15 protein-coding genes and 1 pseudogene are annotated in these 13077 nt (G+C 43.5%); 7 read left to right on the forward strand and 9 right to left on the reverse strand.

What is annotated here, in order from left to right; genetic code table 11:
• Positions 1-137: 137 nt before the first annotated feature.
• From ACHZBS_RS06855 to ACHZBS_RS06875, 5 genes are all read right to left on the reverse strand, one after another.
• Complete coding sequence (locus tag ACHZBS_RS06855) at positions 138-329, reverse strand: DUF4314 domain-containing protein (RefSeq protein WP_319405767.1); 192 nt, start codon at positions 327-329, stop codon at positions 138-140.
• On the reverse strand, positions 326-715 hold the full coding sequence (locus tag ACHZBS_RS06860; RefSeq protein ID WP_319405768.1) for a hypothetical protein: 390 nt from the start codon (positions 713-715) through the stop codon (positions 326-328). Before ACHZBS_RS06860 ends, ACHZBS_RS06855 begins: the two co-directional genes overlap by 4 nt.
• Before the next feature lie 132 nt (positions 716-847).
• Positions 848-1045, reverse strand: a complete 198-nt coding sequence (locus ACHZBS_RS06865) for a hypothetical protein (RefSeq protein ID WP_319405769.1) — start codon at positions 1043-1045, stop codon at positions 848-850.
• A 122-nt stretch (positions 1046-1167) separates the two neighbouring features.
• On the reverse strand, positions 1168-1875 hold the full coding sequence (locus tag ACHZBS_RS06870; RefSeq protein ID WP_319405770.1) for a tyrosine-type recombinase/integrase: 708 nt from the start codon (positions 1873-1875) through the stop codon (positions 1168-1170).
• A 116-nt stretch (positions 1876-1991) separates the two neighbouring features.
• Positions 1992-2939: a hypothetical protein gene (locus ACHZBS_RS06875; protein WP_319405771.1), complete on the reverse strand. Its 948-nt coding sequence runs from the start codon at positions 2937-2939 to the stop codon at positions 1992-1994.
• A gap of 325 nt (positions 2940-3264) precedes the next feature.
• On the opposite strand from ACHZBS_RS06875, the gene ACHZBS_RS06880 reads away from it, so the two are divergent.
• The 3 genes from ACHZBS_RS06880 (at position 3265) to ACHZBS_RS06890 (ending at position 5631) form a co-directional block, all read left to right on the forward strand.
• Complete coding sequence (locus ACHZBS_RS06880; protein ID WP_319405772.1) at positions 3265-3930, forward strand: hypothetical protein; 666 nt, start codon at positions 3265-3267, stop codon at positions 3928-3930.
• Positions 3927-5090 carry an ImmA/IrrE family metallo-endopeptidase gene (locus ACHZBS_RS06885; RefSeq protein ID WP_319405773.1) on the forward strand — a complete coding sequence of 388 codons (1164 nt, stop codon included), beginning with the start codon at positions 3927-3929 and terminating at the stop codon, positions 5088-5090. Before ACHZBS_RS06880 ends, ACHZBS_RS06885 begins: the two co-directional genes overlap by 4 nt.
• A 97-nt stretch (positions 5091-5187) precedes the next feature.
• Positions 5188-5631 carry a TIR domain-containing protein gene (locus ACHZBS_RS06890; protein ID WP_319405774.1) on the forward strand — a complete coding sequence of 148 codons (444 nt, stop codon included), beginning with the start codon at positions 5188-5190 and terminating at the stop codon, positions 5629-5631.
• A 243-nt stretch (positions 5632-5874) separates the two neighbouring features.
• Here ACHZBS_RS06890 and ACHZBS_RS06895 read toward each other — a convergent pair whose 3' ends face one another.
• The 3 genes and pseudogenes from ACHZBS_RS06895 to ACHZBS_RS06905 form a co-directional block, all read right to left on the reverse strand.
• Positions 5875-6321 (reverse strand): transposase, encoded by a 447-nt coding sequence (locus ACHZBS_RS06895; protein WP_394707972.1) that lies wholly within the window; start codon positions 6319-6321, stop codon positions 5875-5877.
• Between the two features lie 15 nt (positions 6322-6336).
• Entirely contained in the window at positions 6337-6627 is a 291-nt protein-coding gene (locus tag ACHZBS_RS06900; protein WP_394708035.1) for an IS1595 family transposase, read from the reverse strand.
• Between the two features lie 36 nt (positions 6628-6663).
• Positions 6664-6849: pseudogene (locus ACHZBS_RS06905) on the reverse strand (transposase); the annotation flags it as partial.
• A gap of 104 nt (positions 6850-6953) precedes the next feature.
• On the opposite strand from ACHZBS_RS06905, the gene ACHZBS_RS06910 reads away from it, so the two are divergent.
• The 4 genes from ACHZBS_RS06910 (at position 6954) to ACHZBS_RS06925 (ending at position 10779) form a co-directional block, all read left to right on the forward strand.
• A complete protein-coding gene (locus ACHZBS_RS06910; RefSeq protein ID WP_394708036.1) occupies positions 6954-7265 on the forward strand; it encodes a TIR domain-containing protein in 312 nt (103 codons plus the stop codon).
• Positions 7266-7292: 27 nt separating this feature from the next.
• Positions 7293-8435: a toll/interleukin-1 receptor domain-containing protein gene (locus ACHZBS_RS06915; protein ID WP_319405775.1), complete on the forward strand. Its 1143-nt coding sequence runs from the start codon at positions 7293-7295 to the stop codon at positions 8433-8435.
• Positions 8436-8438: 3 nt separating this feature from the next.
• Positions 8439-9005, forward strand: coding sequence for a hypothetical protein (locus tag ACHZBS_RS06920; RefSeq protein WP_319405776.1), 567 nt, complete (start codon positions 8439-8441; stop codon positions 9003-9005).
• 1183 nt (positions 9006-10188) lie between these two features.
• Complete coding sequence (locus tag ACHZBS_RS06925; protein ID WP_319405777.1) at positions 10189-10779, forward strand: hypothetical protein; 591 nt, start codon at positions 10189-10191, stop codon at positions 10777-10779.
• A gap of 129 nt (positions 10780-10908) precedes the next feature.
• Here ACHZBS_RS06925 and ACHZBS_RS06930 read toward each other — a convergent pair whose 3' ends face one another.
• Positions 10909-13074 carry a DEAD/DEAH box helicase gene (locus ACHZBS_RS06930; RefSeq protein ID WP_319405778.1) on the reverse strand — a complete coding sequence of 722 codons (2166 nt, stop codon included), beginning with the start codon at positions 13072-13074 and terminating at the stop codon, positions 10909-10911.
• Between the last annotated feature and the right edge of the window lie 3 nt (positions 13075-13077).

Consider the following 13077-nt stretch of genomic DNA (forward strand, 5'->3'; position numbering starts at 1 on the left):
CCCGAAAAACAGGCAAAGCCCCCTCTTTTAAGTATGTTTTCAACCCCATGTTGTAAAAACGGGTCCCGGCATTACAATTTTACACGAAACGCCCTTAGAATGGGTTTAGGCGATATTGCCTGCCATGCTGTCACCGGCTATTCGTCAACCAATTTGTATTGGTCTTCGCCGGGAACCAACCCCAGTGTTGAACCGTTATCCCAATTCACATGGATCGTCCCCATGTCGTCTACAACGTCTACGGTTCCCCTATTGCCCGGTCTGAGATTGGTGTACGGGTCACTCGTTGAGATCAATTCTATTCGCTTGCCTGCAAGTTGGTCTTTCATATGCTCACCTCCGTTTGGATTGGAATCGGTTGGGTGTATTCAACCTGGCAGTTACCGAAACTGATTTCCCAGTCTCCAAGATCCTTGTTGACGGAAAAGCCGGTGTTCATCCATGCGCCACCGGGCATGCAATCGGGATGATGGTCGTGGTCAAATTTCTGGAACAACCGACAGATGTAAGACCACATTTCATTGCCGATCTCCGGATAGCCTTTGATTTTCGAAATCCGGTCCCATTCCGGAAGCGCCAGTTTATAGATTTCGATCACCACATCTTTCTGGTGCTCATGTTCAACGAAAAGAGCGACAATGAAATCCTTGAGCCGTTCCGGGTTCGAAATTCCCAATGATTGCCAGTGCCGGCGGCATTTGGTTTTTAGTGTCATTTTTCCTCCTAATCGTAACAGTTATGGCAGTAGGTCTTGCCGTTGGCCGTCATCACGAATGTATTACTGAACGGATGCAGGCAATACCGATGGCCGCAGTCCAGAACGATATATTTTCCGGCCAGAAAGCTCTTAAGATCCTCCAGCGTCAGCTGTTTTTTTTACCCCTTTCGAAACCGCTCCATCGCCTGATGGTTTGAAGTGTCCATTGCGTTGCGCAATTTCCGATCGCAGCATCTCATCCACCAATGCCGTCATTGGCTTTTGTTCCTGCCTGGCCAGCCGGTACAGAATCGGAATCAGGTCTTCTTTGACTTTCGGTGAATACATGGTGGATCCCCCTTCCCTGCAATTGGTTGTGGTTTCAAATTCAGGGCGCACCAATGGCCCCACGGTAAATGACGAAATCGCCCGTTTAATCGAAGCTGCTAATCAGTTTTTCAGTTGGGGGATTATTCTGGATCAGGCTTGGTGGGATGATCAGAAGGCGGGACGGTTTCAGTTTCACCGGTTTCGGAATCTTGGTCGTAGTTTTCTTCGAAAAGCCCGTTAACAGCTTCCAGGGTCTGTTCAACGGTGACATCCGCATAAATCGTGGTCGTGGCTATGGATGAATGCCCCAGCTGTTTCTGGACCAACCGCAGGTCCTTTGTACGCTGATACAGATAGGTGCCGTAACTGTGCCGGAGAGAGTGGATGGAGTAATAAATCGGCAGACCCGATTCAACCATTGCGACTTTGAACGCATACTGCAGGGCTCTGGTTGAATAGGATTTCCCGTGACTGGATACCAGCAGGAAATCATTCTTGTCCATGGGTTCATCCATGGTCCGTTTCCATTCCAGAAAGCCCGAAAGGTGCTTCATGAGGTCCCGAGAAATAAAAACGTCACGGGTTCGGTTACCCTTGCCGGTTACCCGTATGCGGGGTTCACGGGTATTGAGATACAGGTTGTCGATCTTCAGGTTTGCGATTTCCGAAACCCGTAGCCCCGCGCTTGCCCCCAGGTCAATTGCCATCCAGAAACGAGGCCAGGTCGTTCGCCCCTTTTGCAGATCAGCTAAAGCCTTGTCTTCAATTGTCCGCCGAAGTTTCTTGACCTCGGACTCGGACAGAAACTTCTCCCTGTCCAAAGTCCATTTTCGATTAAACTGTTTCATGGCCACCTCCTGTGTTGGAAATACTACGGTTTACATAAGTGATACTGTACATTACCACGGTGAATCTCCGACTAAACTGCTAATATCTTTCAGATAATATGTAATATCTGAAGTATTCAGCCTATTTCTTCCTTCCGTATCCGGTTAATTTCATTCAGGATATTGTCGATGATTTCGTAAATCTGGCAAGCGCGACGGCGTAACGATTTCCAACTGTATCCTTCGTCGGGATCACATCGCAGCCGAATGGGCGGCCTGCGGTAATTCAAAGCGATTTTGTATAACGGTCGCAAGACCTGACTCGGTGAACCGTGATATGGCCATCCAATTTGATTCATGCGTTGCTTCACCTGGTTGAAATGGACGACTCCTCTCTTGCTCCAAATAACGGGACCGCAATCGAATGCACATAGTCCGTACCGGTTCCAACTTAGCGCCGATGACAAGAAGGTACTCAGGGTGCCTTTACTAAAACCCGGAAGCTTTTTATTGAGATTTTGAATGTACTCATTTTCAAGAGTCTCGCCGAAGCGAACAGTATTTACAATTCGGTTTCTAAGACCGGTCAGTGTATGCGACCCTTCGGACTCATCAAGACCCCACCGGCCTTTCCGGACTTTTCCACGTTCACCGTATTCAAGCTGCATCCGATCAAAAAGAAGTTCATGGGCACCGAGTTTGAGCCAGAAAAAATTGAGGACCATCTGACGAGCATTATCCAGGTTTCCGGTTTCCAGTGCACTCGCAATGGCAGCTCGAATGCATCGGGTGTTTTCTGTTAATCGGGCTTTGAGTGCTATATCAATTTCATCCATTCCTCGCGGAATCCCTTTCAGTTTTATTCTTGGTACTCCGCGAACACCAATACCGAAGGGGCTGATTGAAAAAGAACGTCCGTACCGTGAATTGATAATGCAGAAGTCTTCCTGATGATCCCAGAGGAACAAATGCCTATGTTCCGGCTTTGGTCCCCTTGCATATCCGATTGCCCAATTCAGATAGGCCAGTTTGATTTCTTGTAGGTCGAGTTCGAAATGTCTCCAGAATGAATTATTCAGCTTCATTTTACACCCTAAAAGTTTGCGTAACTAACTGTTTTTTATAATATTATACCAATTTTAGGATAGTGTGTAAATAGGATAACATACTGTAAATATAATAAAATAACACTATCGGGACTATTAGACAGACGAAAAAGGTGAATTTGGGGTAATCTTGACTAAAAACACGGCAAGGTCGAAGATCCCGCGTATTTAGGCTATAATCCAAATCTTATTCACACGATTGTGAAAAAGCGCCTATTACTTAATTTTTATGTTGCAATTATTCATATAATGAAATATGGATGTGTAAGTTTGATCTTTAATTAATTATTAAACTGGAGAACAAATGAAAACTCCCGACATCGAATCCCTCCAAGATCTTGTTCCTCACGTTCAAGAACACCTTCTCCCCCAAATTCATCAAGCCGCTGAAATCTGTATGAATTGCTATTTGATGGACCCTGCCTTCAACGACATGTGGACTTTTGGAACCCAGTTCTGGAGGAACACATGGAACCGTTTCAGAACTATTGCTGAAGAGATTGATGAATGTCCTTTCGAAGTATCGGGCAAAGGCAACGAATATAAGCTCAGACTCGGTCCATACGTTTTACGGCACCATCGCATCAACAGCCAGTCCAGGCTTCCGAGCGGCGCGAAAGCCGTAAAATCCGCAGCAAATCACATTCAAATGAGCTTATTTAACGATGAGTGGGACGCACCGGTGGAAAAAGACAATATCGTCATAGCGATTGATGTCGATGTTCACAGAGGATTGAAAGAGGTATTTCTGGGCGAGATCATGCCGTTGGAGGTGGACTCCAGTAAGTATAAATGGGTGAGAAAAGCCCCGATCTTTCTGGTGGACGGAGGACAAGCATCAACCGCTGATGTCATCCACATCGCGGATATGCCTGGGTTTGTACCTGAAGAGGAAATCGTTGAAGTGCCAGTAAAACTCGATAAATCCAGAACAAATCTAAAAGGCTTGGAAAGTAAAGGTGACAAATGACCATTAGTAAGGGTGATTCGCCACAGTTCGCTTTGGATCGTCTTGATCCGAATAGAATTACGTTTGCGAGGGAATGGAGAGGCCTCACCAAGAAGGAGCTGGCAAAAAGCATCAAGAAGACACCGAGTGCAATATCACAGATAGAGCGGGGACTCATAAGCCCGGATCTGGAAACATTCATAAGTATATCATTCTCGTTAAAGGTACCGCCTTCATTTTTCATTGAAAGATCAGTGTCTTCGAAATCAATCGATATGTCCACATGCCATTTCCGGTCATTACGATCTACCTCTCAGGCAATGAGGCGGCAAAGTGCGCGAAAAGGGGATCTTTGGATCGACCTTATTGAAATCCTCGGATCAAAGGGTGTGATCTTTCCAGAAGAACAGATCTCCAACTTCCAGGTTTCGTCTGAATCCGATGACCATATCGAAAATATCGCTATAGCCCTACGTAGACATTGGAAGATGGGTCTTGGTCCGATACCGAATATCGTAAAATTACTTGAAAGCAAAGGTATTCTGGTCCTGCCCCTTCATGATGCCGTTGAAAAGGTTGACGCCTATTCCACGTGGCGCGGGAATCAACCCTGTATGTTCGTGTCTTACCAGAAGAGCGCTAGTCGGATAAGGTTTGATGTGAGCCACGAGCTTGGTCATCTTGCAATGCATGAAGACCTCGTCACTGGTGACGCCATGGCGGAGAGACAGGCCAACAGATTTGCTGGCGCATTCCTGGCTCCTAAAGAAAGTTTTTTGGAGGAATGCCCCAGGAGTTGGAGCTATGCCGCATTCGCCAGACTAAAAGACAGGTGGAAATTGTCGATCCAGGCCTTGTTGTACCGTGCAAAAGAATTGGGCCGGATTTCCACATCAACTCATCGACGGGCAATGATCCAATTATCAAACGCGGGTATGCGTAAAGATGAAGGCGATGAATGGGAAAAGGAAAAGCCCGTGATGGTCACGCAGGCGTTGGAACTCCTGAAAGACCAGATCACTCTCGATGAACTCGCAGACAAGCTCTCGATTTATATCAACGACTTAAGGGATATTTTGTGTCAGTGCGTCCCCATGGAAACGCTGAACAAGATTGATCGCAGGATAGATGCTGATTCTGCAACAATTGTAAGGTTTCGAAAAATGAAGCATTCGATTTGATTTAAAATCAATTTCTTTAAATAGGTCAAATTTAGAGTTGGTTATTTACTTTGCGTAATGAATTTTACTTTTACCATAAAATAGGAAAGGAAAGAAAATGGCAAGAAGATGTTTCTTTAGTTTTCATTACAAACATGTGTGGAAAGTAAACCAAATCAGAAGTATGACGAACGTAATAGGAACAGCGGCAGCAGGATTTCAAGACGCATCTTTATGGGAGGAAGCTAAAAAAAAGGGGGATAAAGCCATAAAGGATATGATTGATAAAGCCCTCTTAAACACATCTGTTACTGTTGTTTTTGTTACTTATGGAACTGCTAATCGTAAGTATATCAATTACGAAATTGATCAATCGCTATCCCGTGGTAACGGCCTTGTTGCTGTTCAAATTCACCATCTCAAAGATCAGCACGGCCAAACTGGAGCTCCAGGTGCTATACCATCACAAATTAAGGCAAACGGATATAAAGCATACAAGTACACTACAAAGGAAAGCTTTGCCAAATGGATTGAAGAAGCTGCAATCTTAGCAGGAAAATGAACTGCTATGCATCAACTTAAAAACAGTGTTTCATAAATTGCCAAGGATTGTTGGAGAATTAGCCATACCAAAAAGACAAGTCTTTTACAGTTTCCATTTTGATAACGATGTTATGCGAGTGCAGCAGATCAGAAATATAGGCGCACTTGAGGACAATAAGCCAATTTCAGCCAATGCATGGGAAGAAATTAGACGGAAAGGAAATCCATCAATAGAGAAATGAATAAATGATAATGCGGTTCTCTATGATGCTCCAGTTGTCGCAAAATACTCGGACAGCGGGTCCAGATCCCAAGGAATCTCCGGCCAGGTTATCCGGGGCGTCTTTAGCGCTTGCTGAACGATGCGCATGAACTTTTTGCCAATTTTCTTTGATTTGCGGCGATTGAATCGAAAGACATACTCATCCAGGTAGTTTTGAAGGTATTTCGGTTCGAATCGACCCTGATACGTTCCTCTGATCAATCGCTTGATCAAGGTCGTCACCAAGTGAGCGCCGTATAGCTTATCGTAGTTCTTGCTCTTGCTTTGGTTGGTCGTTTCGCGACGGAACTGTTCTTTATCAATGATGTTGTAGCTTTGCCAGTCATCCGTGGCAATGGTTGAGCCGGGCTCAATATTGTCGAGAATAAAGGTTTCCAAAGAAAAACCTGAACAATCCAGGGCGACATGCAGGCGAATGCGACCCATTCGCTTTTCGAGGTCTCAGCGCTCGACGGCAACCGCTACGATGGTTTTGCCTTCGGCCCCACGGCCTCGCTTGCCGGTACGTTGACCGCCGATGAAGAACTCATCGACCTCGACGCGTCCAGACAGCTTTTCCCGCTCGTGGCGGATCGTACATCGCCGGAGTTTTTGAAGCCATGTCCAGGCGGTTCCATAGCTGCCAAAGCCCAACAGTTCTTTGAGATTTACCGCATTGACACCGGATTTGCGGGTAGTAAACCACCACATGGCTTTGAACCAGTAGGTGATCGGGCTTTTAGAGCTATCCATAATCGTACCGGACGTTAACGAATGCTGGTGTTCGCACTGGGTGCAAATATATAGGTTCCGCGAACTCAGCCAATACCGGTTGTGGCCGCATTTTCTACACACAAAGCCGTTGGGCCACTTTTGTTGGAACAGATACTCGTAACAGGCATCCGGATTTGAAAACCGTTGATCAAATTCGATCTCGGATCTTGGAAAGTCCTCAGTAATGGAAAAGTTTGTCATGGTGGCCTCCTTTTGTTGGTTGTGAGGCCATCATAACGCAGCCGTGTGACAGATACGGTCACAACAGGTTTACTGGAGTTTCATAGAGAACCGGAAATGATAATATAGCTAATCGATCTTGTGTAGTAGTTTTAATCGGTGAAGAAACTGCTAACCGCCCATGGGTTGCTTATGAAATTGAAAAGGCTTGGAATGATGGGAAGGGATTACTTGGGGTATATATTCAAAATTTTATTTGCCCAAATACCGGCAAATGCAATAAAGGTCCGGACCTTTTTGATCAGTTCAGCTTCAATGATGGCAAAAAACTATCATCACTGGTAAAATGTTATAACCCGAGTCGACCTGATGCCTATAACGATATTAAAAACAACCTTGAAGACTGGATTGAAGTCGCTATAGCACAAATGAAATAGAGAATTTAACAATTTTGGAGGTGAATTTTGGCCCTCTTTTACGAACTTGCTGTGTTGGGTGCCCCTACCGATGATCAGGTAGGCGATCTCGAGCAATTCATTTCGGACGCTTTAGAACCATTTGGAATGAAACTCGGGCATGAGGTATCATGGTTGGTTAAACCATTGAGGTTCTGCCCCAAACAAAAGAAAGCTGCTGCAGCAGTTTTTTTTGGCGGGAAGGGCGTCAAAATTACCGACTTGGATCATCTAATTAAACAATCCATTCCAGTTCTACCGGTGGTTTCTGATTCGGCAATGGTTCGTGATGAAATTCCTGAATCATTAAGATTTTTGAATTGTCTCGTATACAACGATGGTGGGACACAACGAGTCGCAACTGCTTTGTTGGAATGTGTCGGGCTATTACCACGCCAGCGCCGTGTTTTTCTAAGTTATCGACGAGATGAAGCAAGACATGCAGCACTCCAGCTCTTTGATGAACTTTCATCCAGAATTTTTGATGTCTTTCTGGATACACATGGCATTGCTCCAGCAGAAGATTTTCAAGCAATGCTGTGGCATCGTCTATGCGACTCTGATGTTTTAGTAATGCTTGATACTCCAAATTACTTTGAAAGCCGTTGGACAAGCGCCGAATTTGGACGAGCCTTGGCTAAAGGCATTTCTGTTCTAAGAATAGGTTGGCCTAGCGCATCTCCATCAGCACGAACTGCAACAGCAAGTCGTGTAGATCTATTAGATGAAGAGGTGGATCAGGATACAGGTCAACTGGCAAAAGGAGCTATCAAAAGAATTTGCTCGCAACTGGAGGCCGTGCGAAGCCAAAGTTATGCCATTCGCAATTTGAACTTGGTAAGCAATTTGCGAAATGCCATAGAAATGATTGGAGGCAATGTTACAGGTGTAGGGATGCATAAGGCAGTGTACATCCAACTTGCTGATGGTAAAAATGTCGTTGTCTATCCAACCGTAGGTGTCCCTACCTCGACAACCCTACATGATGCTACTAATAATTCACCAAATTGTTCATCAGCTGTCATTTTTGATCCGGTAGGGCTACATCCGGGGTGGATAGAACATCTTGATTGGTTGGGTAGCCAAATTCGGTCAACACATTGGGTTAAGGCTACTGAAGTTGCTTGGCAATTCGCGGATTGGGGGGATTAGGAAATGAGTGCCATTTTTCTTGCTGCCAGTGTTCCTATTGTCGGACGAGGTGACTACTATGAAACTTCTGATCCGTTTCTGATTCAGTTTGCAGTGCGAGAGCTCGTTAAAGCGGTAATTCGAGATAAAAAAATCGTTTGGGGCGGTCATCCCGCCATCACTCCGATGATATGGACGATATGCCAAGACTTAAATATTGATTATTCAAATTCCGTCGTTTTATACCAGAGCCTATTCTTTAAAGATCAATTTCCTAAAGAAAACAATCAGTTTGACAACGTCATTTTTATCGATGCCGTGCCTGATGATATAGAACAAAGCCTATTGAAAATGAGAGAGGCAATGCTTTCCCGAGAGGACTTGCAAGCTGCTGTATTTATCGGGGGTATGGAAGGGGTCTTCGAAGAATACAAGCTTTTTAGAAAATTTCACCCGAACACCAAAGTGTTGCCTGTACCTTCTCCCGGCGGCGCTGCTCTTCAGCTTGCAAAGCAAATTGGTTGCTTTGATGAAAATAGGCTAAGTGATGTTGATTTCGCCCGGTTATTCCAGACAGAACTAAATTTTTAGATTCTTAATGCATTCAATCCAACGTATTGTTTAGTGTATATGAGACACCATCTGAATTTGAAAATACTACCAGTGTGAAACGAAAAAATGAAGGTTATCTTAATAAGATTTCAAAGTAGATCAGTTACCAACCTCCCGATTCGATAGGTCAATCGCTGTTTACAGAACATATGAATTCAACAATAAACATTCGGTTTTACGGATAGGTATTTGACCTGTTATCGGTCCGCCTCTGAATCAAGGAGACTCTCGGCGAGTTTGAGGCTCTTGTTTTGAACTCTTTTCTACATTCTGGGCAATAATATTCTTCTGGTTCTTCGTGGCCTTTTTGTCCAGGTACATCTACGTGGAAAATGCATCCACAATAATCACAGGTTTGGTCAAATGAATCTTTGGTGTAACCATAAGCTGGTTCTATTGGGCTTGTCATGTGTCACCTCTTTTTTTTTCTTGCGGAAAGAAATATGATTTGGTGTAAAGGTTTTAAACGTATTTTTTTCCATTTTTATCCGCTGCAGCATGGCTGACAAAAATGAGGCATGTCAACATCTTCTAATAGCCATCTATCGTTCTGTATTTTTATAGAGTTGTGTTATAATATGGCTGCATAAATTTCAAGCTAAGAATGAACAAAAACTAACTTTTTCAGGATACGAGATGAATATTTCAGTCTTTATTGAATGCGGTTATGCACTAAATCCAGTCATCGAAGCCTCCGCATTGGTTTCAGTCAGGCTTTGCACGTCGTTGCAGCAATTAGTTTTTAGGGAACAGTGGTTTTCCTATATCATACGTTCCTGATTTTGCAAGTTTTCTGGATCTAAGTCAGGGTGGCAGGTCCGTTTCAGGATTCTTTTCAGTCTTAGTTCTAAGTAGAATTCCAGATACACGGCGGGCTGCAATCCTGTTTAGCTGCCGGATTGGCACTGGCGAGTCTATGGGTTGTTGTTTCCTGTTTGCGGGATCATCATGATTTTATCAGTGGTCAGCAGTCCTTACCCCAAAATGTAATGAGTCTGATAGATGATTATAAGAGATTTCAGAATAATAATTTGCTATGGCAACATAACAAATAAACCGAATCAGCTGAATTTTTTATTTTACTTTATACTAATGGAACGCCTAAATAGGCCGATGAGTACAATGCAAAACTATTTTATGCATTTAATTGGGGGTGAAATAAATGAATGACCAAAAACGACAATTAATTAGGTTTCAAAATTTCTTAGAAACACTATCCAGTGGTAAGATTGTCGATAAAGAGGCAGAAAAGGTTAAGAATTTTCTCGTTGAATGTTGGGATGAATTATATGGATCTGGTGATACATCGATGAGCATTATGAAGTTGCATAGGATCGAAAACATAACTTACACATCTCCAAAAAAAATTGAGTTTGATATCGAAAGGCATGGCGGCACAGTGATGGGAAGCATCTATGCTGAAGTTTATCACTGGACGATCGATCTTGAAAGTTGTACCGCCAATTGGGAGTACCCTAAGAAAAGACTAATCGCCACAAGAGATAAACCTTTGAAGGTAGAACCAATTGCAGAAAAGATAGCAAAAGATATTTTTGAACATAACACAAAATCTGAAAATATAGAGTGGAATTCTAATGCAAAGGTCCGGGTACTAATTTCCAAGGTTATTCCCGAAACCAACCAACAAACAACGGCCGCCCGCAGAAAACGTTTTAGGAAAAAGATTGAAGAACTTTTGCTCTCTAATGGGTGGAAAACTACCCCAAAATTTAATATCTTTGAAAAATGTTAACCATTGAGAATTATTCATTAGCCAAATTTTGATTTCCATGCTCCTTTTATAAAGGAGCCATCATAATAACTTACAGTGAGAAATCCGTGAAATGCTACATATCATATTCATCTGAACATTTATAGGATATTATTTGGCAATGTCATTAAGACAACTATATGCACCATCAATATTGAAAGAACGAGCCCCATAACCAATATCCCTTATCGCCTTAGGCAGAAAGTAGTCGTGCTTTTCCAAGATTGTATCTGGAATATAGTTAGCTATTTCAGTAGCTGTCAGCTTTGGCGATTCAATAATATTGCGAATCACGTCATGAACCTCGTCAGTAGTGCTATTTGTAATTTCAATGAACCCACCGAAGCAACTTGCCAATAGTCCATTCAATTTAAGTAGAATCGTGATGGTATTTGTTATTTGATCACCAAGCCATGGAGCTATAAATACAGTGTTACCAGATTGAAAAACCTGGATATCATCAAGATTTAATGCATGGTAATACTCAAAACCTTCGTAAACGATCGATTTGGCTTCTTCGTCAAGATAAATTGGAATCGACCGATTATGGTAGACTCGCCTCATTTCTTGTCTGACAATATCGTGAACAAATAAACCATCTCCGCTAAATGTTGGAGGGCTCCCGCCCTTAGCTTTTTTCAGTATTATCAATTTCCCTTCGTGATCGATGCTTTTAACTTCCCACCGTTTTCCGGCAAAGACGATTTGTTGACCTTCAACTAAGGGCTTATCAATGGGGACAGACCCCAATATTTTCCCATGATATTCGAGTCTGTATTCCTCGGGTGTTTTAAAAGCCGTATAGAAGGAATAATGCCCTACCAGTCTTTCTCCTTTAGCGCCTAAAATCAGTTGTCCATCGCTGGCTTGAGTTATCAGATCTTTCTCGCCTAAAGCACGTAAAAATGCGACGTATAGCGGCTGATCTATTGATGAAAATGGACCGGATTCACATAAAAGAGCCCATAATTGTGTGGCATGTACACCGCCATACTGACCAATCAGCGACAGGGTTTGCTGCACCAGGGTAGATAAGTGAAATTGATTTGTTGGTGCGGGTTCATACCATTTTTTTAGCAGTAAATTGATCATTGCTATGCACTGGACAGTGTGTACACGCAACCTGTCAAGAAGATGGCTGCTTTTTGTGATTTCCTGTTCAGGAATAAATAATCTTAGGATCGACGGTTCGCCTCGCCGTCCAGAACGCCCCAGACGCTGCCTTAAACTGGCTACTGAGTGCGGGGCCGTTACCTGCGCAATTGAGGTCACCTTTCCTATATCAATGCCCAATTCTAACGTTAGGGTGCAAACAGCTGTTGTGGGCAATCTTTCCTTTTGAAGACGGGCCTCCAGGCTTTCTCGGATCTCTTTTGAAAGGCTGCCATGGTGAGGAAAAAACTCGTTGGGTACGAAACTTTTTTCACATAAATCGGAAAGGGTCACCGCTATGTCTTCAGTCCTGGCTCTGCTATTGGCAAAGACCAAATGTGACTTCCCGCGTAAGATCGAATATAGATCATTGGTGATTTTTTCAAAGGATGATGGAATATTCTCATTTTGCTCATGAGGCGACAGATATCCTCTAAGCTGAATTTTTAGATCGGAATGAGAAGCTGTGGATTCTATGATCTTGAATGGAATTTTATGATTTGGCCGCAGGTAATACGCTACCTGTTCCATATCCCCAAGTGTCGCGCTCAGAGCGATTCGCGGAATAGTTTTCTGAAGAAGGAATTCAAGGCGCTGCATCAGTGACTGTAGCTGGCACCCTCGTTCCGAGCCTATGAATGCATGGAATTCGTCAATGATAATGTAGCATAGGTTGCTAAACGCCTTTAATGTCCAACTTCCCTGGTTCAACAACAGTGATTCGAGTGATTCGGGGGTAATCAGCAGGATTCCGTTTGGATTTCGCTGCTGTTTCAATTTAAGGGATCGGGATACATCGCCGTGCCATGGAGTGACAGAAATATCCAGAATATCACAAAGCCCCTGAAGTCTTCGATATTGATCGTTAATCAATGCTTTGAGCGGACTGATATATAAAATTCCGATACCGTCAGGATTTTGATCAACAATCTTTGAACATGCCGGGAGAAAGGCAGCTTCGGTTTTTCCGGCTGCAGTTGAAGCGCTGATGATGACATCACTGTCTGCGTTTAAAATCGGAACAATGGCCTCTTCTTGAATATCCCGTAGTGACGCCCATTTCTGATTCCATATCCAACGCTTGACGCCCTTATGCAACTTTTCAAAATTTGCCGAATCGCTCATAAT

This window comes from uncultured Desulfosarcina sp. (assembly GCF_963664155.2).
Taxonomy (GTDB): Bacteria; Desulfobacterota; Desulfobacteria; order Desulfobacterales; family Desulfosarcinaceae; genus Desulfosarcina.